Origin of the sequence: Serinicoccus profundi (assembly GCF_008001015.1) — a bacterium.
GTDB lineage: Bacteria > Actinomycetota > Actinomycetes > Actinomycetales > Dermatophilaceae > Ornithinicoccus > Ornithinicoccus profundi.
Window position 1 is genome coordinate 524,764 of sequence record NZ_CP042862.1, and the last position, 19,637, is coordinate 544,400.

Genomic DNA, 19,637 nt, shown 5'->3' on the forward strand with positions numbered 1-19,637 from the left:
GTGGTGAGCCCCCGGCATACCTCCATCATGGGCGTCATCAATGTCACGCCCGACTCCTTCAGCGACGGTGGACGCTGGCTCGACCCGGACGTCGCCGTCGCGCGCGGCCGCGAGCTGGCGGCCGCGGGGGCCGACCTCATCGACGTCGGCGGCGAGTCGACAAGGCCGGGCAGCACCCGACCACCGGAGGCGGAGGAGCGCGACCGGGTCCTGCCGGTCGTCTCCGCCCTCGCGCAGCAGGGGTATGCCGTCTCGGTCGACACGATGCGCGCCACCGTCGCCCAGGCGGCGCTCGAGGCCGGCGCGGTCCTGGTCAACGATGTCTCCGGCGGTCTCGGGGACCCCGAGATGGGGGAGATGGTCGCGCAGACCGGCGCCCGCTACGTCGTCATGCACTGGCGCGGGCTGCTCAGCGACCCGGCGGCCACCCACCACTACGACGACGTCGTCGAGGACGTGTGCGCCGAGCTCGGCGAGCGGGTCGAGGCGCTGGTCGGGCAGGGGGTGCGCGAGGAGCAGCTCGTGCTCGATCCCGGCTTCGGTTTCTCCAAGGACGCGAGCCACAACTGGGCCCTGCTCGCGGGGCTCGACCGGGTGGTGGCGCTCGGGCTGCCGGTGCTCGTCGGCACCTCCCGCAAGAGGTTCCTCGGCCGGCTGCCGGTGCGGCCGGGGGCGCAGCTGCCCGACGAGCCGAGCCCGGCGGACCGTCGGGACGCCGCGACCGCGGCCACCAGCCTGCTCGCCGCGCAGGCAGGGGCCTGGGCCGTGCGGGTGCACGAGGTGGCCCCGACCCGGGATGCTCTGGCCGTGTGGGAGCTCACGCAGGGGGCAGCACGTGCGCGGTGACCAGATCCGGCTGACCGGCGTGCGCGCCCGGGGCCACCACGGGGTCTTCGAGCACGAGCGGCGCGACGGGCAGGACTTCGTCGTGGACGTGACGATGGAGGTCGACCTCGCGCCGGCCGGCACGACCGACGACCTGACCCGCACGGTGAACTACGGCGAGGTCGCCGCTGACGTCGTCGCCGTGATCGAGGGACCACCGCACGACCTCATCGAGACCGTCGCCGAGCAGATCGCCGACCGGGTGCTGCGGCGGGTGCTCGTGGAGGCCGTGGAGGTCACCGTGCACAAGCCGCAGGCACCCGTGGGCGTGCCCTTCGGCGACGTCAGCGTGACCGTCCGGCGCCGCCGGGACGTGCCGGTCGTGGTGGCCCTCGGGGCCAATCTCGCCGCCGCCGACGGCGCGGAGCCCGGCGCGACCCTCCGTCGGGCGAGCGGTCGGCTGCGCCGGGTGCGCGGCCTGCACGCCGTGCGGGTGTCGCGGTCGTTCCGCACCGCCCCGGTGGGTGGCGGGGCCGTCGCCGGCCAGCCGGACTACGCCAACGCCGTGGCGCTGGCCCGCACCAGCCTGCCCCCGGCGGCCCTGCTCGCGGCCCTGCACCGCATCGAGGCCGACTTCGGTCGCACCCGCGAGGTGCGCTGGGGTGCGCGGACCCTCGACCTCGACCTCGTGCAGTACGGCGAGCCCGACGCGGGCACCGACATCCGCAGCGACGACCCGGAGCTGACGCTGCCCCACCCCCGGGCCCACGAGCGTGCCTTCGTGCTCGTCCCCTGGGTCGAGACCGACCCCTCGGCGACCCTGCGCGTCGGTGACCGGGTGGTGCCGGTGAGCGAGCTCATACCCCCGCTCGCGGAGCAGGCCGTCGAGCCGGTCGAGGAGGAGCGGTGACCCCCCTGCAGGGCGTGCGGGTGGGGGCGGGTGTCGTCGTGGCCGTGCTCGCCGGCATGGCGAGCTGGCTGCTGCTGCAGGTCGTGCGCTCCCTGGGTGGCAGCTACCCGGTGATCTCCTGGATCGGCCTGGTCCCCCTCGTGGCGGTCGCTCTGCTCGTGCTGGTGATGTGCTGGCAGATCCGCCGCTACCTCCAGGGCAAGGGCACGCACCGCCCCTCGCCGCAGATGGGCCGCGGCACCCTCGTCGGGGCGCAGGCGGCGGCGCTCGGCGGGGCGGCGCTGCTCGGCTGGTATGCCGCGAACGCCCTGGTCCACCTGCCCAACGCCGATGTCGCGAGCGAGCGCGTCCAGCTCGTGTGGGGGATCCTGCACGCGGCTGCCGCGCTCGGCCTGTCCGTGACCGGATACCTCGGTCAGGCGTGGTGCCGCATCCCGCCGAGCGAGCACGATGACGACGACGACGGCGTGCCCGACGGGGATCTCGCCTACGGCTGAGCCGGGCGCCCGGGGCGAGAGGTCGGCCCCTACTTGTCGATGTCGCCCACGACGAAGAACATCGAGCCCAGGATCGCCACCATGTCCGCGACGACGGTGCCCGGCAGCATCTGGCTCAGCACCTGCACGTTGTTGAAGGACGCCGAGCGCAGCTTGAGGCGGTGCGGCACGGTCTCGCCGCGGCTGACGAGGTAGTAGCCGTTGAAGCCCAGCGGGTTCTCCGCCGCGAAGTAGTGCTCCCCGGCCGGCACCTTGAGCTTCTTGGGCAGCCGGGTGCTGACCGGGCCCTCGCCGAGCTCGCGCAGGCGGGCGGTGCAGGCGAGGACGAGGTCGAGGCTGACCTCGATCTGCTCGGCCAGCACCTCGAGGCGGGCGTAGCAGTCGCCCGCCTCCCGGGTGACCACGCGGCCCGGCCCGCCCTCGGCGAACAGCTCGGCGTAGGCGAGGTAGGGCTCGTCGCGCCGCAGGTCGACGTCCAGCCCCGAGGCGCGCGCGATGGGGCCGGACACGCCATACCCCAGCACCGTCTCGAGGTCGAGCACCCCGACCCCGCGGGTGCGGCCCTGGAGGATCTCGTTGCCGAGCACGAGCCCGGTGAGGTCCGGCATCCGCCCGCGGACCGTGGCGACGGCCGCATCGACGCGGTCCAGCCACCCCGGCGGGAGGTCGTGCAGCAGGCCGCCGACCCGGGTGGCCATGAAGTGCATGCGCCCGCCGGAGAACTCCTCCATGACGGCCTGGATCTCCTCGCGCTCGCGGAAGGAGTAGAACATCGGGGTGATCGCGCCGAGCTCGTGCGGGTAGGACCCGAGGAACATGAGGTGGTTCAGCACCCGACCCAGCTCGCTGAGCAGGGTGCGCGTCCACGTCGCCCGCTCCGGCACCTCCATGCCCAGGAGGTGCTCGACGGTGAGCGCCACGCCCACCTCGTTGTTGAAGGCCGACAGCCAGTCGTGGCGGTTGGCGAGCACCATGATCTGGCGGTAGTCGCGCACCTCGAAGAGCTTCTCCGCGCCCCGGTGCATGTAGCCGATGACCGGCTCGGCCGCGGTGATGCGCTCGCCGTCGGCGGTGATCCGCAGCCGCAGCACACCATGGGTGGCGGGGTGCTGCGGGCCGATGTTGAGCACCATCTCGGTCGTCGACAGCCCGCCCACCCCGGCGGCGCCGAGGGTCACGTCCAGGTCTCGGGTGCTCACCCGCTCACCCTAAGCCCGGGGGTGGTGCCGGGCGGGGGACCGGCACGAGCAGCCACCAGAAGTCGCCGAGCGCGCCGCCGGTGAGGGTGGCCAGGGCGCTGCATCGGGCGAGGGCGGTGAGGTATGCCGCAGGGTCGGTGCTGGCCAGGTTGTGCGGCACCGGTGGGGCGGGGTCGCCGAGGAGGTCGGTGAGCAGGTCTCGCTGGCGGTGCGCCTCGACGTCGCGGGCGAGGGAGGCCAGCAGGGCGTCCACGGCGAGGTGGGCCGTGAGGTCGCAGCTGCCGTCGGGCACGGGCGGCACCTCGCGCCCGGCCCGGAAACCGGTGAGGGTGCCGTGCGCGGGCCGATCGGCGGTCTCGTGCCCGTAGTCGACGACGACCACCAGACCCGTCTGCACCCGGCTCAGGAGGTCGGCGAGCGCCGCCTCCCGAGTCAGCCCGACCTCGCCGCGGACGGCGCGATCGAGCCAGCGCTCGGCCCACGCGAGGTCGTCGCCGTCCAGCACCGGGCCCGGGGTCTCGGTGCCGTCGGGGTGGACGGAGGGTGCACGCCATACCCCGTGCTCGTCGCGTGCCACCACGGGACAGGGCACGACATCGAGCCACTCGTGCGCGAGGACCAGCGTGTCCTGGAGATCGCGCAGCGCGGCCGGCAGCGTGGGGCCGCCGGGCGAGACGATCCAGGTGTCGACCTCGAGTCCCTCCGGGCGTTCCACGACATCGACCCCGGTGAGGTGCAGGCCGGGATCGAGGACACGCAGCCGCGCGAGCAGCTCGCCGCGGCCGCAGCCCAGGTCCACGATGCGCGAGCAGCCGTGGCGCTCGGCGAGCATCACGACAGCACGGGCGAGCAGCTCGCCGCCACCGGGGATGCCCTGGGCCGAGGTCGCGAAGTGGGCGGCCGGCGCGGCCCGCCGGTAGAAGCCGTCCTCGGCGTACAGCGCCGCCTGCCAGGCCTGCGCCCACGGGCGGGCCGCCTGAGTCGGTGCCGAGGGCCTCATCGCACTAGGGTGCCGCATCGTGGACCTTCTCGACATCGCGCGCATCGTGGGTGGCCTCGTCCTGCTCGTCGGAGGCGGTGAGCTGCTCGTGCGGGGCGCCTCCAACCTCGCGACGCGGGTGGGCATCAGCCCGCTCGTCGTCGGCCTCACCGTGGTCTCCGTCGCGACCTCGGCGCCGGAGCTGGCGGTGACCGTCGGTGCCGTCCTCGACGACCAGCCCGACCTCGCGGTCGGCAATGTCGTGGGCTCCAACACCGCCAACACCCTGCTCATCCTCGGCATCGCCGCCCTCGTCCTGCCCCTGGCGGTGCGCGAGCAGCTGGTCAAGATCGATGTTCCGGTGATGATCGGCCTCTCCTTCGCCCTGCTCCTCGTCGCCCACGACGGGGTCATCACCAGCCTCGAGGGGGCGGTGCTGCTCCTCGCGATGGTCCTGCACACCGTCGTCACGGTGGTCGTGAGCAAGCGGGCGCAGCGCAAGGAGGTGCGCAAGCGGCGTGCCCCGGCGGCCCGCGAGGGTGAGCCGATGCGGGTGCCGCTCGCCCTGGGCCTCGTCGTCGGTGGTGTGGCGCTGCTCGTGGGGGGAGCCCAGCTGCTCGTCGCCGGTGCGGTGAACATCGCCGAGGGCCTGGGCATCAGCGGTCTGGTCGTCGGGCTCACCGTCGTCGCGGTGGGCACCTCGCTGCCCGAGCTCGCGGCCTCGGTCATCGCCGCTGTCCGCGGTGAGCGCGACCTCGCGGTCGGCAATGTCGTCGGCAGCTGCATCGCCAACATCGGTCTTGTGCTCGGGCTGCCGGCGATCCTGTCCTCGGGCGGCCTGCCGGTGCCGCACCCGGCGATCGCCTTCGACATCCCCCTCATGATCGCCGCCGCCGTGGCGCTGGCGCCGGTGATCTTCACCGGCTTCACCGTCGCCCGGTGGGAGGGTGGCCTGTTCGTGCTCCTGTATGCCGCCTACACCGCCTTTGTCGTCCTCAATGCCACGCGGCACGAGGCGCTGCAGGGGTTCGAGTTCGTCATGGTCCTCTTCGTCCTGCCCCTTGTCGCGCTCACCCTGGTCGTCACGACGACCTTCGAGGTCGGGGTCATGGCCGAGCGGCGCCGGGTGCGCGACGAGGTGGCGGCGGGCCACCCCGTGCCGTGATGTCGTTTTTCTGCTAGATCTGGACCGTGGGGTGTCGCACCATGGAGGGGTGAGCGCCACCGATATGCACCTCGACCACGACCACTGCGCGGCGCTCGTGCGCAGCAAGGACCCCCGGTTCGACGGGTGGTTCGTCACCGGGGTGCTGAGCACGGGCATCTACTGCCGACCCAGCTGTCCGGCGATCACCCCGAAGGTCCGCAACATGCTGTTCTACCCCAGTGCTGCGGCGGCCCAGGGGGCCGGGTTCCGGGCCTGCAAGCGGTGCCTTCCCGATGCCACCCCGGGGTCTCCGCAGTGGCACGTGCGGGGCGATGTCGTCGCGCGGGCGGTGCGGCTCATCGCCGACGGGGTCGTCGACCGGGAGGGGGTCGGGGGTCTGGCCACCCGCCTGGGCTACTCCACCCGCCAGCTCGAGCGGCTCGTGCGCACCGAGCTCGGTGCCGGGCCGCTGGCTCTGGCCCGGGCCCAGCGGGCCCAGGCCGCGCGGCTGCTCATCGAGGGCACCGATCTGTCGATGGCCGACATCACCCACGCGGCCGGGTTCTCCAGCATCCGCTCCTTCAATGCCACGGTGCAGGAGGTGTATGCCGCCACCCCCTCCGCGCTGCGCGCCTCCGCCTCGAAGCAGGTGACGGGGGGTCGCGGGGGGACGGGCCGGGCGAGCACCACGATCGCTCTGCGCCTGCCCTTCCGTGCGCCGCTGCACGTGCCGAGTCTCTTCGGGCACCTCGTCGCGACCTCGGTGGCGGGGATCGAGGCCTGGTCGGACGGAGCGCTGACCCGCGCGCTGCGGCTGCCGGGCGGCCCGGCGGTGCTCGAGCTGCGACCGGGGGCAGAGGGGGAGCGGCACGTGCACGTCACCCTGCTGCTGAGCGATGTCGCCGACCTCGCCGCCGCGATCCAGCGCTGCCGACGCCTGCTCGACCTCGATGCCGACCCGGTGGCGGTCGATGAGCACCTCGGTGCCGACCCCGCCCTGGCGCCGCTCGTGCGCGCCCACCCCGGCGTGCGGCTCCCGGGCAGCGTCGACCCCGACGAGCTCGCGCTGCGGGTCGTCCTCAGCCAGCAGGTCTCCACCGCCGCGGCGGGCACCCACGCAGCACGGTTGGTGCGCGCGCTCGGGGAGCCGCTGCCGGAGCCCCTCGCCGGCGCGGTCACCCATCTCTTCCCGACACCGGAGGCGGTCGCCGGGGCGGCCGAGGAGGACCTGCCGGGGATGCCGGCCTCGCGCCAGCGCACCCTGCGCACCGTCGCCGAGGCGCTCGCGGAGGGCGGCCTGGAGCTCGGCCCGGGCGCCGACTGGGCCGAGGCGCGCGAGCGGCTCCTGCGCCTGCCCGGCGTCGGGCCGTGGACGGTGGAGATGGTGGCGCTGCGCGGGCTGGGCGACCCCGATGCCTTCCCGGCGACCGACCTCGGGGTGAAGGTCACCGCCGCGGCCGCAGGTTTGCCTCCCGGCGCGGGCCTCCTCGACCGCGCGACCCGGTGGCGACCCTGGCGGGGCTACGCCACCGCCCTGCTCTGGGCGGCCTCGGACCACCCCGCCGCCCGCCTGCCCTCCACGACCGCCACGTCCCCCGCACCGGCGCCGGCGACCACGGGGGCGACCCCGACCGCCCGCGGGAGTGACGGCATACCCTCGACGGACACCAAGGAGACACCATGACCATGCACCTCACCATCGACTCACCGGTGGGCCCGCTGCGGCTGCGCAGCGACGGCGACCACCTGACCGGGGTCTTCTTCGCCGAGCACCGGCACGCGCCCGACGACCTCGGCGACCCGGTCCCCGCCGAGCAGGCACCCGAGGTCCTGCGCGCGGCGGCGCAGCAGCTGGGGGAGTACTTCGAGGGGTCCCGGACCGGCTTCGACCTGCCCCTCGCCGCGGCCGGCACCGACTTCCAGCAGCGGGTCTGGGCGCAGCTGCGCACCATCCCCTATGGCGAGACGTGGTCCTACGGAGAGCTGGCCAGGGCCCTGGGTCAGCCGGGCGCCTCGCGCGCCGTCGGTCTCGCCAACGGTCGCAACCCGCTGTCGATCGTCGTGCCCTGCCACCGGGTGGTGGGCTCGGACGGCTCGATCATCGGCTACGGCGGTGGCGTCGAGCGCAAGCAGACCCTGCTCGAGCTCGAGCGCTCGGCCGCCACGCCGGCCCTCTTCGCCTGACGCCTCGGCGCCGACGCGGTGCCGGGGCCGGGCGCGTATCCGACTACCCTTGAGAGGGTGAGCGAGCAGACCCAGCCCAGCGTGCCCGAGACCGACCTGCCCGAGCAGATCGCGGTCCGCCAGGGCAAGCGGCAGGCGATGCTCGACGCGGGGGTCGACCCCTATCCCGTCGAGGTGCCGCTCACGCACACGCTGGCCGAGGTGCGCGAGGGGTGGGCGCACCTGGAGACCGGCGAGGAGACCCAGGACGTCGTCGGTGTCGCCGGCCGGGTGATGTTCGTCCGCAACACCGGCAAGCTGTGTTTCGCCTCGCTGCAGGCCGGTGACGGCACCCGCCTGCAGGCCATGCTCTCGCTGGCCGAGGTGGGCCAGGAGTCGCTCGATGCGTGGAAGGCCTGGGTCGACCTGGGCGACCACGTCTTCGTCGAGGGCCGGGTCATCAGCTCCCGTCGCGGTGAGCTCTCGGTCATGGCGACTTCGTGGCGGATGGCGTCCAAGGCGCTGCGGCCGCTGCCGGTGCTGCACAAGGACCTCTCGGAGGAGCAGCGGGTCCGGCAGCGCTACGTCGACCTCATCGTGCGTGACCAGGCCCGTCAGATGGTGCTCGACCGGGCGGCGATGACCCGCGCGGTGCGCCGCGTCCTCGAGGCCGACGACTACATCGAGGTGGAGACGCCGGTGCTGCAGGCGGTCCACGGCGGGGCCAACGCCCGCCCCTTCCGGACCCACCTCAACGCCTTCGACCTGCCGATGACGATGCGGATCGCGCTGGAGCTCTACCTCAAGCGCGCGGTCGTGGGTGGCGTGGAGCGGGTCTATGAGATCGGCCGGATCTTCCGCAACGAGGGCATCGACTCCACGCACTCCCCGGAGTTCACCATGCTGGAGTGCTACCAGTCCTACGGCGACCAGTTCACGATGGCCGACCTCATGCGACGGATGATCCTCGCGGCGGCTGATGAGATCGGCAGCAGGCAGATCGAGAGCCCCCATGGCCTCATCGACCTCGACGGGGAGTGGGTCTGGCTCCCGTTCTACGACGGGCTCTCCTCCGCGGTCGGCGAGCGGGTCGACGTCGACACCCCGGTCGAGGACCTGAGGCGGCTCGCCTCGGCCCACGACGTGCCGCTCCAGGCCGGGTGGGGCGCCGACAAGATCGCCCTGGAGATCTTCGGCGACATCGTGGAGCCGACGCTGGTGCAGCCCACCTTCGTCTGCGACTACCCCGCGATCGCCCAGCCCCTGGCCCGACCGCACCGGGACACCCCCGGTCTCGTCGAGGCCTGGGACCTCATCATCGGTGGCATCGAGCGCGGCACCGCCTTCTCCGAGCTCGTCGACCCCGAGATCCAGCGGGCGCGCTTGACCGAGCAGTCGTTGCTCGCGGCCGGAGGCGACGCGGAGGCCATGCAGCTCGACGAGGACTTCCTGCGGGCGCTGGAGTATGCCGCGCCGCCGATGGGTGGGCTCGGGATGGGGCTCGATCGGGTCCTCATGCTGCTCACCGGGACCGGCGTGCGGGAGACCATCCTCTTTCCGTTCCTCAAGCCGGAGGCGTGATGGGTGTTCTGCACGAAGGCTGGATGATCCTCGCCGCACTGCTGCCCTCGGCCGGTCTGCTCTATCTCTTCTACGTCGTCATGAAGCACATCGTCGAGGGCGACCGTCGTGAACGCGCTGCTCAGCGGGCCGCCGACCGAGAGCAGGCCGCCGCCGAGCAGCCCACCGACAGCGCTGACTAATCACCGCCCGCGTGGGCGGTGTGCATTTCTTGTGATCTTCCCGTAACGTGCTCCGTCGAGTGAAAAGCGGGCCCGCGTGTGCGGCCAAAAGCGCTATCATTCACCTGCGCCACATCCTGTAGTGGCGCATGCTTCGCGAAAAGGAGAAGAAATGGCACAGCGAGTGCAGGTCATCCTCGTGGATGACCTCAGCGGTGGGGAGGCGAACGAGACTGTTGAGTTCGCCTTGGACGGGGTTCATTACGAGATCGACCTGAGTGACGACAACGCCGCGAAGCTACGTGAGGACTTCGCGACGTGGATCGGTCAGGCGCGTCGGTCCGGCGGTCGTCGGCAGACCCGTCGACGTGGCGCCGCTCCGGCCGGCGGCCGCAGCGACGAGCTGGCGAAGGTCCGCGAGTGGGGCCGTGACAACGGCTACAAGGTGAGTTCCCGGGGCCGTGTCTCCCAGGAGCTCCAGGACGCCTACGCGGCGGCCCACTGAGTCGAGGACGCACCACCTGGCGGGGCCGACATTCCGGACGGGATGTCGGCCCCGCTTCGTGTTTCCTGCGGCGTGGCCGAGCGCCTCAGACCTCATCCATCGTGATCTGCCTGAGATCGACGTCTCCGGAGGCTGCACCCTCCACCTCCGACCACTCCCGCGGGAGCGCGACCTGGGGGCGTTCTCGGCCGCGCAGCGACCACGGACAGATGGTCGTCTTGGCGCCATTGTTCTGGCTCCAGTCGAGAAAGACCTTTCCCGGGCGCACGGCTTTGCTCATCCGCGCCGTGACGAGGTCGGGGTGGGCCTCCGCCAGGCTCTCGGCCAGCGCCTTGGTCACGGCGCTCACCTCATCGGCGCTGCGCGTGCCCTCGAGGTCGGCATACAGCTGCATCCCTTTGGACCCGCTGGTCACCGGGCGCGATCCCAGGCCGACGGCGTCCAGCCGCTCGCGCACCAGCAGCGCCACCCGCGAGCACTCGGCGAGGCCGGCGCCGGGGCCCGGGTCCAGATCGATGACCAGGCGGTCCGGGGGCAGCGGGACCCCCTCGTCGTCGATCCGCCACTGCGGCACGTGCAGCTCCAGGCTGCCGAGGTTGACGAGGTAGACCAGCACGGCGACATCCGTGACGAGGGGGAAGGTCAGATGGGTGTGGCCGCGGGAGGACCCCGGCGTCGGCACGGTCACCCGGGGCAGCCAGTCCGGCGCGCCCGAGGGGAGGTTCTTCTCGAAGAAGTGGGCCTGGGCCACGCCCTCGGGCCATCGGATGCGGGTCACCGGTCGCCCCGCCAGCTCCGGCAGGATCTGGTCGGCGTGCGAGACGTAGTAGGTGAGCACCTCGCCCTTCGTCGTGCCCGTCGAGGGATAGATCACCTTGTCGAGGTTGCTCACCCGGAGCGTGCGTCCGGCCACGCTCACCTGCTGGCTGCTCACGGTGCCTCGCTGTCGATGTCGAGGCCTGCGACGTCGTCGGGTCCGAGGTCGGGGCGCACGCCCTGGAAGGACGGCTGGCGCAGCCGGTCGGTCGTCCGCTCCGCGTCGAGGGCCGCGACGTCGACGACGAGGCGGGGCTCCACCCACGTCGACCCGCGGGACTCCGCGTGGGGGATCGGCGCGTCGAAGGGGTAGTCGCCGACGGGCACGTCGGCGAGCAGCTGCTGCAGGTGCTCACCGGCGCGTCCGGCCAGCCCGCTGCCGACCCTGCCCCGGTAGCGCAGAAGCAGCGACCCGTCCGCGGCGCGCAACGGCATACCTCCCGGGCCGCGGAGCGGCAGCCCGACGTGGACCGCGCCCAACCGTCCCGGGCGCCCCGTCTCCGGGCGCCACCCCCCGACGACGACGGACACCCGGCCCCGGTGCGGGAACTTCAGCCACGCGCTGCTGCGCCGCCCGGGCTGGTATGCCGCGTCCCGCCGCTTGCTGACCACGCCCTCCAGGTGCTGATCCCGGGTCGCGGTCAGGAGCATCGCGCCGTCGTCGTAGACGGGGGAGAGCTGGACGCCGGGGACGTCCTCGAGCAGCTGCTCCAGCGCCTGCCGGCGCGCGGTCCAGGGCAGGGCGGTGAGGTCGAGGCCGTCGAGGCGCAGCAGGTCGAAGGCGATGTAGGTCGCGGGCCGGGCGAGGGCCAGCCGCTGCGCCGCGGCGCCACGACCGACGTGCACGCGTTCGACGACGTGCGCGAACGAGGGTCGGCCCTCGACCAGGCAGACCGCCTCGCCGTCGAGGAGCAGGTCGTCGGCGACCTCGGTCAGGCCCGCGAGCTCGGGGAAGGCGTGGGCGATGTCGCGCTCGCCCCGGGTGAGCAGCCGCAGCCGGCCGTCCTGCACCTCCGCGAGCAGCCGGATGCCGTCCCACTTGATCTCGTGCACCCACGCCGGCCCGGTCGGTGGCCGGGGCGGGATCTCACCCGGGGTGGCGAGCATGGGGCGCATGGGTCCATCCTGGGGTGCGTGAGAGCGATCTGGAAGGGTGCCGTCTCGTTCGGGCTGGTCAACGTGCCCGTGCGGCTGTACTCCGCGACCGAGAACCACGACCTGAGTTTCCACCAGGTGCGCCGCACCGATGGCAGCCGCATCCGCTACAAGCGGGTGGCGCAGGCCGACGGTGAGGAGGTCGCCTACAAGGACATCGCCAAAGCGTATGAGACCGATGACGGCAAGACGGTCATCCTCACCGACGAGGACCTCGCGAGCCTGCCCAACCGCAGCTCCAAGGAGATCTCGGTCGAGCGCTTCGTGCCCCGCGAGCAGATCGACCCGATCCTCTTCGACAAGGCCTACTTCCTGGAGCCCGACGCCATGGGCGCCAAGGCCTACGGACTCCTGCGGGAGGCGCTGCGGGAGTCCGACCGGGTGGCCGTCGTGACGGTGTCGGTGCGCAGCCGGATGACGATGGCGGTCCTGCGGGTCCGCGAGGACGACGACGCGATCATCCTCCAGACGCTCCTCTGGCCGGACGAGATCCGAGCCTCCGACCAGCTCGACCATCTCGACGAGGTGAGCGAGCCCAAGAAGGACGAGGTCGCGATGGCTCGCATGCTCGTCGACTCGATGTCGGGCGACTTCGAGCCCGAGGGTCACGTCGACGACTTCAAGGAGGCCGTCGACGCGCTGGTGGAGAAGAAGGTCAGCGGCGGGGAGGTCACCGAGAGCCCCGACGAGCCGGACGAGGACGACAGCGGCGAGGTGGTCGACCTGCTCGCGGCCCTCCAGCGCTCCGTGGACCGGGCCAAGAAAGGTCGCGGCGAGGGGTCGACCGAGGACAGCTCGTCCTCGGGCGGCCGGGGAACCGGGGCGAAGGGCTCGGGATCCGCGAAGGGCTCGGGCGGCTCGGGATCGAAGTCCGCGAGGTCGAAGTCCGCGGGGTCCAAGTCCACGGGGTCGACGTCGTCGGCCACCGGCTCCTCGAGCAGCGAGTCCTCGACGACCAAGAGGGCGTCCTCGACCAAGCGGTCGTCCTCGAAGAGCACGACCAAGAAGGCGGGCTGAGAGCAGGGCCTCAGGGCGCCTCGGTGGTCTGCGCAGCCTCCTCGAGCGCAGCCTTGGGGCTGCAGCCGACACCCTGGTCGAGCTTGCCCGCCGTGAGGGTCAGGGTCGAGCGCAACGCCTCGCTCACGTCCTCCGGCGAGTCACCGAGCGCCACGGCCGTGATCGAGTAGGGGGTGCGGGCGTCGGCCTCGGACCCGGGGTCGGTGCACAACGTGATGGCCACCCCCTGGCGCGGTCCGATGACGGACTCACCGAGGTAGTCGGGGCCCGCCGCGCCACCCTCGGTCTCCGCGGCCAGGGCGCGGGCCTCCTCACGGCCTTCCTCGCCGACCACCACGCTGAGGCGCAGCAGTGGGGCCTGGCCGTCGTAGGCCTCGCAGACCCACGAGGTGTCGTCGTCGGCGACCACGAGCTCGCGGGGTTCGGCCAGCTCCCCACCGGCGACGGCCCGCAGGTTGGCGGGGCTCATGTCCTCGCAGAGCCAGCCGTTGCCGCCTCTGCCGTCTCCCGGTGCGGTCTCGGAGGTCGTCCCGCCGCTCGTCGGTCCCTCGGGCTCGGGCTCAGAGGTGCACCCGGTGGCGCCGAGCGCGAGGAGCAGAGCCAACGGGATCGACGGGCGGACGCGCATCCCCGCATCGTAGGACGCGCAGGATCGGCGCAGGCGCCCCCATACTCCGACCCCACCGAGCGTCGCACATGGGTCGGACGGAGCGACCATCTGCGACGCTCGGTCGGTCTGGGAGCGACCATCTACGACGCCCGGTCGGTCTGGGAGCGACCATCTACGACGCCCGGTCGGGTGGGGGGCACGGTATGCGTCCTCCCGCACATGCGCGAGGCTGCGCGAGGCATTGCGCCGGGGGCGAACACGGAACATCGGCGGCGGATGACGACGTTGACTCGGATCAGACGCACGTAGAGTGGGTGATAGCCCACAGTGGAGGAGAAGAGCATGTTCGAACGGTTCACCGACCGGGCTCGACGTGTGGTGGTGCTCGCGCAGGAAGAGGCGCGCATGCTCAACCACAACTACATCGGCACCGAGCACCTGCTGCTGGGCCTGATCCACGAGGGTGAGGGCGTGGCAGCCAAGGCGCTGGAGTCGCTGGACATCTCGCTGGACGCCGTCCGTCAGCAGGTCCAGGAGATCATCGGTCAGGGCCAGCAGAGCCCGACCGGCCACATCCCGTTCACGCCCCGCGCCAAGAAGGTCCTCGAGCTCTCGCTGCGCGAGGGCCTGCAGCTCGGGCACAACTACATCGGCACCGAGCACCTGCTCCTCGGCCTCATCCGTGAGGGCGAGGGCGTGGCGGCCCAGGTGCTGGTCAAGCTCGGCGCCGACCTCAACCGGGTCCGCCAGCAGGTCATCACCCTGCTGTCCGGATACCAGGGCAAGGAGGCCGCGACCGCCGGCGTCGGGGCCGGGAGCCAGCAGGAGGGCCAGCAGGCCGGCTCGCTGGTGCTCGACCAGTTCGGTCGCAACCTGACCCAGGCCGCCCGCGAGGGCAAGCTCGACCCGGTCATCGGCCGCGAGCCCGAGATCGAGCGGGTCATGCAGGTGCTGTCCCGCCGGACCAAGAACAACCCGGTCCTCATCGGTGAGCCCGGCGTCGGCAAGACCGCCGTCGTCGAGGGGCTCGCCCAGGACATCGTCCGGGGCGACGTGCCGGAGACGCTCAAGGAGAAGCAGCTCTACACCCTCGACCTCGGCGCCCTGGTGGCCGGTTCCCGCTACCGCGGTGACTTCGAGGAGCGTCTCAAGAAGGTCCTCAAGGAGATCCGCACCCGCGGCGACATCATCCTGTTCATCGACGAGATCCACACCCTGGTGGGTGCCGGTGCCGCCGAGGGCGCGATCGATGCCGCGAGCATCCTCAAGCCGATGCTGGCCCGCGGCGAGCTGCAGACGATCGGCGCGACGACCCTGGATGAGTACCGCAAGCACATCGAGAAGGACGCCGCGCTCGAGCGCCGCTTCCAGCCGATCCAGGTGGCCGAGCCGACGCTCAAGCACGCCATCGAGATCCTCAAGGGCCTGCGTGACCGCTACGAGGCCCACCACCGGGTGACGATCACCGACGGCGCCCTCATCGCGGCCGCCACCATGGCCGACCGCTACATCAACGACCGCTTCCTGCCGGACAAGGCGATCGACCTGATCGACGAGGCCGGAGCCCGGTTGCGCATCCGTCGGATGACCGCGCCGCCGGACCTGCGCGAGTTCGACGAGAAGATCGCGCACGCCAAGCGTGAGAAGGAGTCGGCGATCGATGCGCAGGACTTCGAGAAGGCGGCCCGGCTGCGCGACGAGGAGCACAAGCTCACGCAGGCGCGCGCCGAGCGGGAGAAGGAGTGGAAGAACGGTGACATGGACGTCGTCGCCGAGGTCGACGAGGAGCTGATCGCCGAGGTCCTCGCCGCCGCCACCGGCATCCCGGTGTTCAAGCTCAGCGAGGAGGAGTCCTCGCGCCTGCTCAACATGGAGCAGGAGCTGCACAAGCGGATCATCGGCATGGACGACGCCATCAAGGGTCTGTCCCAGGCGATCCGCCGCACCCGGGCGGGCCTGAAGGACCCCCGCCGCCCCGGTGGCTCGTTCATCTTCGCCGGGCCCACGGGTGTCGGCAAGACCGAGCTGGCCAAGGCGCTCGCCGAGTTCCTCTTCGGTGACGAGGACAGCCTCATCACCCTGGACATGTCGGAGTACTCCGAGAAGCACACCGTCTCGCGGATGTTCGGCTCGCCCCCCGGCTACGTCGGGTATGAAGAGGGCGGCCAGCTGACCGAGAAGGTGCGGCGCAAGCCGTTCTCGGTCGTGCTCTTCGACGAGATCGAGAAGGCGCACCCGGACATCTTCAACAGCCTGCTGCAGATCCTGGAGGACGGTCGCCTGACCGACTCCCAGGGCCGGGTGGTCGACTTCAAGAACACCGTCATCATCATGACCACCAACCTGGGCACCCGCGACATCGCCAAGGGCGTCTCGCTCGGCTTCTCCGCCGGGCCGGACACCCAGAGCTCCTACGAGCGGATGAAGAACAAGGTCACGGACGAGCTCAAGCAGCACTTCCGTCCCGAGTTCCTCAACCGGGTGGACGACACCATCGTCTTCCCGCAGCTGTCGCAGAGCGAGATCGTGCAGATCGTCGACCTGATGATCGCCCGTCTCGACGAGCGGCTCAAGGATAAGGACATGGCGATCGAGCTGACGTCGTCCGCCAAGGAGCTGCTCGCCAAGCGCGGCTACGACCCCGTCCTGGGTGCACGGCCGCTGCGCCGGGCCATCCAGCGCGAGATCGAGGACCAGCTCTCGGAGAAGATCCTCTTCGGCGAGCTGGGCACCGGTCAGATCGTCATCGTCGATGTCGAGGACCCGGTGGGCAACGACAAGAACCGCGACAAGGTGTTCACCTTCCGCGGCCAGCAGAAGCCGGCAGAGGTGCCCGACACCGTGCCGGTGGAGGAGCAGGCCGGCTGACGACGCTCCTCACGCGAGCGAGAGGGCGGGGAACGGCAGGTATGCCGTTCGCCGCCCTTCGTCGTGTGTGCGTCCCACAGGCGCCACTCAGCAACTCCTCAGTCACAGGCGTCACGTGGCCGCCGAGACGGCCGTGAGACGTGTGAAAAGCGAGAAAACTGCAGGTCAGCGAACTACACAGGTGTGATATCGGGGCTGACCTGCGAAAACCCTGAGAGAGTGTGATGAACATCACGAATTACACGCTTGTGGTGCCCCCGAGAAATGCACTCGGTCCTCCGGGGTGGGGGTTGCGCACACCCCGGCGGGTGGGTTTCATTGCTCCTGGCCCGCCCGCGGGTCGTCCCTGAAGCACCCCGTCCGGCGACCCGGACACCACCGGCCTGTCCCCTCACACGTACGGATCATCGATGACCCTGAGCACCCGCCGCCTGTCTCGCACCATGATCGCCGTCACCGCGACGGCCGCCCCCATCGTCACCCTCGCTCCTGCCGTTCAGGCCGCACCCTCCGGCACCCCGCAGCTGCCGCAGCAGCCCCTGCTGCCGAACGCGCCCACCACCCCGGTCGCCCAGCCCCGGTTCCTGCCGACCCCGGCGCCGACGAGCACGGTCACCATGAAAGTGAGCGCCGCAGCCGGCGTCAACGTCCGCAGCGGCCCGTCCACGTCCTACGGCGTCGTGGGCGGCTACGCGCAGGGCGCGCAGCTCACCGGCACCCTGACGTCCAACAACTGGCTCAAGATCGGGGAGAACCGCTTCGTCGCGGCCTCGAACCTCACCCGGGTCGGCGGCGAGGGCGGTGGCGGTGGTGGCGGCGGCACCGAGGAGGTCACCCGCTGGATGGACGCCTCGATCGGCAACATCCGCTCCGGCCCCGGCCTGGGCTACCCGGTCGTCACGACGATGCGCAAGGGCACCAAGGTGCAGGGCACCTGGACCAGCAACGGCTGGCTCAAGATCAGCAGCGGCAAGTTCGTCTCCGGCACCATCCTCACCAGCACCGACCCCGGCAGCGGTGGCGGCGGTGGGGGCGGTGGCGCCCAGGAGGTCACCCAGTGGATGGAGGCATCCCTGGGCAACGTCCGCTCCGGCCCCGGCCTGGGCCACCCGGTCGTCACGACGATGCGTAAGGGCACCAAGGTGCAGGGCACCTGGACCACCAACGGCTGGCTCAAGATCAGCGGTGGTAGGTACATCTCCGGCACCATCCTCACCGGGACCAATCCCGGCGGTGGCGGTGGTGGAGGCGAGCAGCCCGACCCCGCGCCGAGCGAGGTGACCCGGTGGGTCACCCCCCCGCTCGCCAACGTGCGCTCCGGACCGTCCACGTCATACTCCGTCGTCGGGAGCAAGGCCCAGGGGACGAAGGTCACCGGAACGCTCACGAGCAACGGCTGGCTCAAGATGGCCGGCTCGCAGTACATGGCCTCCTCGGTCCTCACCGCCACCGACCCTGGCTCCGGCAGCGCTCCGGGACCGGCGCCCGCCCCAGCCCCTTCGCCGGCGCCCAGCCCCACCCGGCAGCTCATCCTCGAGACCGCGGCGAAGTACATCGGGACGCCGTACAAGTGGGGTGGCAACACCCCGGAGGAGGGCTTCGACTGCTCCGGCTACACGAAATACGTCTTCGCCGAGCTCGGCCTGACCCTCCCGCGCACCGCGGCGATGCAGCAGGCGGCCACCACCCCGGTGAGCAACCCGCAGCCCGGTGACCTGGTCTTCCACGGGTCCCCGGCCTATCACGTGGGCATCTACGCCGGCGACGGCATGATGTACGACACCGGCCGTCCGGGGGTGCCCACGCAGTACCGCGTGATCTTCAGCGGGGTCTCCGGCTACGGGCGCGTCGACGGGGTGGGCTGAGGCCTTGCGGCGCCCGGGCGACCGGGGGTCCGTGACGTAGCATTCGCGGTATGCCCTCGGACACCCCTGTGCCCTCGCCTGCCCCAGACGTCGCCTTCCGGCCGGTCTTCCTCGGCACCGACCCGGGCACCTACGGCCTGGCCCGCGCGCTGCACGAGCGCTACGGCGTCGAGACCACACTCGTCTCGCGCGGGCAGACCGGCGCGATCGCCCACTCGCGCATCCTGCGTCCGGTCGAGGCGGGTCAGGACACCGGGCGAGCCGAGCTGCTCGCGACGCTGCTCGCGGAGGGCAGGGCCGCCAAGGAGCGCGACCCCGACGTCACGCTCGTGCTGGGCTGCAACTCCGACTCGCACACCGACCTCATCGCGCAGCACGCCGAGGAGCTCTCCGCGTCCTTCGCCTTCCCGCGGATGTCGCCGGAGACGCTGGAGCAGGTCGCGGACAAGCAGCAGTTCGGTCAGATCTGCGAGCGGCTGGGGCTGCCGACCCCCCGCACGACGGTGGTGCGCTTCGGCAACGCCGACGAGCCGGGGTGGACCCCCGAACCGATCGACATCACCTACCCCGTCGTCGCCAAGCCCGCCAACAGTGCCCACTTCGAGAACCTCAAGTTCCCCGGGGCCCAGAAGGTGTGGTTCCTGCAGAGCCCGCAGGAGTGGCAGGAGCTGGTCAAGGTCCTGGTGTCCGGCGGCGTGCGTCAGGACTTCCTCGTCCAGGAGCACATCCCCGGCGACGACACCCACCAGCTCTCGATCGTCGGGTATGTCGACCGCACCGGCCGGCTGACCGCGGTCGCGACCGCGCAGGTCCTGCTCGGCGAGCACGACCCCACGACGATCGGCAACCCGATCGCCATGATCACCACCCCGATGCCCGAGCTCATGGACGCCGCCGAGCGCATCCTCGGGGCGGTCGACTACTGGGGCTTCGCCAACATCGACGCCAAGCGCGACCCGCGGACCGGGACGATCTACTACATGGAGGTCAACCCGCGGATGGGGCGCAACAGCTTCTACGCCACCGCCGCCGGGGCGGACCTCGCCGGGGCGATGGTGGACGACCTGGTGCTGGGGATCGAGCGGGAGCCGGTGCGCGGCACCACGGAGGTGCTCTACAGCATCGTCAGCCCGGCCGTGCTGCCCTACTACGTCCGCGACGCCGCGCTGCGCCGACGCGTCCTGCGGGCCGCCCGGCGGGGGATCGTCCACCCGCTGCTCTACGAACGCGGCAACTGGCGGCGCCGGGCCTACGTCATGGCCAACCGGGCCAACCACGCCAAGAAGCTCGCCAGGTTCTACCCCCGCCCGTCGGCCACCGGGTTCTGAGCAAGGGCGAG

18 protein-coding genes are annotated in these 19,637 nt (G+C 71.7%); 13 read left to right on the plus strand and 5 right to left on the minus strand.

The features are described from left to right. Window positions 1-3: 3 nt before the first annotated feature. From folP to FA582_RS02460, 3 genes are read left to right on the plus strand one after another with little or no spacing between them, the layout of a single operon-like run. A complete protein-coding gene (gene folP / locus FA582_RS02450; protein ID WP_010148212.1) occupies window positions 4-846 on the plus strand; it encodes a dihydropteroate synthase in 843 nt (280 codons plus the stop codon). Beyond that, entirely contained in the window at window positions 836-1,735 is a 900-nt protein-coding gene (gene folB, locus FA582_RS02455; protein WP_010148211.1) for a dihydroneopterin aldolase, read from the plus strand. The genes folP and folB overlap by 11 nt, the downstream gene beginning before the upstream one ends. Then, window positions 1,732-2,232: a DUF3180 domain-containing protein gene (locus FA582_RS02460; protein ID WP_010148210.1), complete on the plus strand. Its 501-nt coding sequence runs from the start codon at window positions 1,732-1,734 to the stop codon at window positions 2,230-2,232. The genes folB and FA582_RS02460 overlap by 4 nt, the downstream gene beginning before the upstream one ends. 29 nt (window positions 2,233-2,261) lie before the next feature. On the opposite strand, the gene FA582_RS02465 is transcribed toward FA582_RS02460, so the two are convergent. Continuing rightward, window positions 2,262-3,431, minus strand: coding sequence for an NADH-quinone oxidoreductase subunit D (locus FA582_RS02465; protein WP_010148209.1), 1,170 nt, complete (start codon window positions 3,429-3,431; stop codon window positions 2,262-2,264). Between the two features lie 4 nt (window positions 3,432-3,435). Then, window positions 3,436-4,431, minus strand: coding sequence for an SAM-dependent methyltransferase (locus tag FA582_RS02470; RefSeq protein WP_010148208.1), 996 nt, complete (start codon window positions 4,429-4,431; stop codon window positions 3,436-3,438). A gap of 19 nt (window positions 4,432-4,450) precedes the next feature. Between FA582_RS02470 and FA582_RS02475 the strand changes: the two genes are divergently transcribed. The 6 genes from FA582_RS02475 to FA582_RS02500 all read left to right on the plus strand — a co-directional run bounded on the left by FA582_RS02475 (window position 4,451) and on the right by FA582_RS02500 (window position 9,967). After that, on the plus strand, window positions 4,451-5,575 hold the full coding sequence (locus FA582_RS02475) for a calcium/sodium antiporter (protein WP_010148207.1): 1,125 nt from the start codon (window positions 4,451-4,453) through the stop codon (window positions 5,573-5,575). A 49-nt stretch (window positions 5,576-5,624) separates the two neighbouring features. After that, window positions 5,625-7,241: a DNA-3-methyladenine glycosylase 2 family protein gene (locus FA582_RS02480; protein WP_237707527.1), complete on the plus strand. Its 1,617-nt coding sequence runs from the start codon at window positions 5,625-5,627 to the stop codon at window positions 7,239-7,241. After that, window positions 7,238-7,741 carry a methylated-DNA--[protein]-cysteine S-methyltransferase gene (locus FA582_RS02485; protein ID WP_010148205.1) on the plus strand — a complete coding sequence of 168 codons (504 nt, stop codon included), beginning with the start codon at window positions 7,238-7,240 and terminating at the stop codon, window positions 7,739-7,741. Before FA582_RS02480 ends, FA582_RS02485 begins: the two co-directional genes overlap by 4 nt. A 57-nt stretch (window positions 7,742-7,798) precedes the next feature. Next, window positions 7,799-9,301 carry a lysine--tRNA ligase gene (gene lysS / locus FA582_RS02490; RefSeq protein WP_010148204.1) on the plus strand — a complete coding sequence of 501 codons (1,503 nt, stop codon included), beginning with the start codon at window positions 7,799-7,801 and terminating at the stop codon, window positions 9,299-9,301. Then, entirely contained in the window at window positions 9,301-9,483 is a 183-nt protein-coding gene (locus tag FA582_RS02495; RefSeq protein WP_141567665.1) for a hypothetical protein, read from the plus strand. The genes lysS and FA582_RS02495 overlap by 1 nt, the downstream gene beginning before the upstream one ends. Before the next feature lie 151 nt (window positions 9,484-9,634). Continuing rightward, the gene (locus FA582_RS02500; protein ID WP_029541238.1) at window positions 9,635-9,967 is read left to right on the plus strand and encodes a histone-like nucleoid-structuring protein Lsr2; all 333 of its coding nucleotides are present in this window, start codon (window positions 9,635-9,637) and stop codon (window positions 9,965-9,967) included. 85 nt (window positions 9,968-10,052) lie between these two features. On the opposite strand, the gene ligD (FA582_RS02505) is transcribed toward FA582_RS02500, so the two are convergent. Beyond that, entirely contained in the window at window positions 10,053-10,901 is an 849-nt protein-coding gene (ligD, locus tag FA582_RS02505; RefSeq protein WP_010148201.1) for a non-homologous end-joining DNA ligase, read from the minus strand. After that, window positions 10,898-11,899, minus strand: a complete 1,002-nt coding sequence (gene ligD, locus FA582_RS02510) for a non-homologous end-joining DNA ligase (protein WP_010148200.1) — start codon at window positions 11,897-11,899, stop codon at window positions 10,898-10,900. Before ligD (FA582_RS02510) ends, ligD (FA582_RS02505) begins: the two co-directional genes overlap by 4 nt. Before the next feature lie 18 nt (window positions 11,900-11,917). Between ligD (FA582_RS02510) and ku the strand changes: the two genes are divergently transcribed. After that, window positions 11,918-12,955 carry a non-homologous end joining protein Ku gene (gene ku, locus FA582_RS02515; RefSeq protein ID WP_010148198.1) on the plus strand — a complete coding sequence of 346 codons (1,038 nt, stop codon included), beginning with the start codon at window positions 11,918-11,920 and terminating at the stop codon, window positions 12,953-12,955. A 10-nt stretch (window positions 12,956-12,965) separates the two neighbouring features. On the opposite strand, the gene FA582_RS02520 is transcribed toward ku, so the two are convergent. After that, window positions 12,966-13,583, minus strand: coding sequence for a hypothetical protein (locus FA582_RS02520; RefSeq protein ID WP_010148197.1), 618 nt, complete (start codon window positions 13,581-13,583; stop codon window positions 12,966-12,968). A 324-nt stretch (window positions 13,584-13,907) separates the two neighbouring features. On the opposite strand from FA582_RS02520, the gene FA582_RS02525 reads away from it, so the two are divergent. The 3 genes from FA582_RS02525 (at window position 13,908) to FA582_RS02535 (ending at window position 19,626) form a co-directional block, all read left to right on the plus strand. Further along, window positions 13,908-16,433 (plus strand): ATP-dependent Clp protease ATP-binding subunit, encoded by a 2,526-nt coding sequence (locus FA582_RS02525; RefSeq protein WP_010148196.1) that lies wholly within the window; start codon window positions 13,908-13,910, stop codon window positions 16,431-16,433. A gap of 410 nt (window positions 16,434-16,843) precedes the next feature. Next, complete coding sequence (locus FA582_RS17370; RefSeq protein ID WP_010148195.1) at window positions 16,844-18,298, plus strand: C40 family peptidase; 1,455 nt, start codon at window positions 16,844-16,846, stop codon at window positions 18,296-18,298. A 50-nt stretch (window positions 18,299-18,348) separates the two neighbouring features. Beyond that, window positions 18,349-19,626 carry a carboxylate--amine ligase gene (locus FA582_RS02535; RefSeq protein WP_010148193.1) on the plus strand — a complete coding sequence of 426 codons (1,278 nt, stop codon included), beginning with the start codon at window positions 18,349-18,351 and terminating at the stop codon, window positions 19,624-19,626. Window positions 19,627-19,637: the final 11 nt, after the last annotated feature.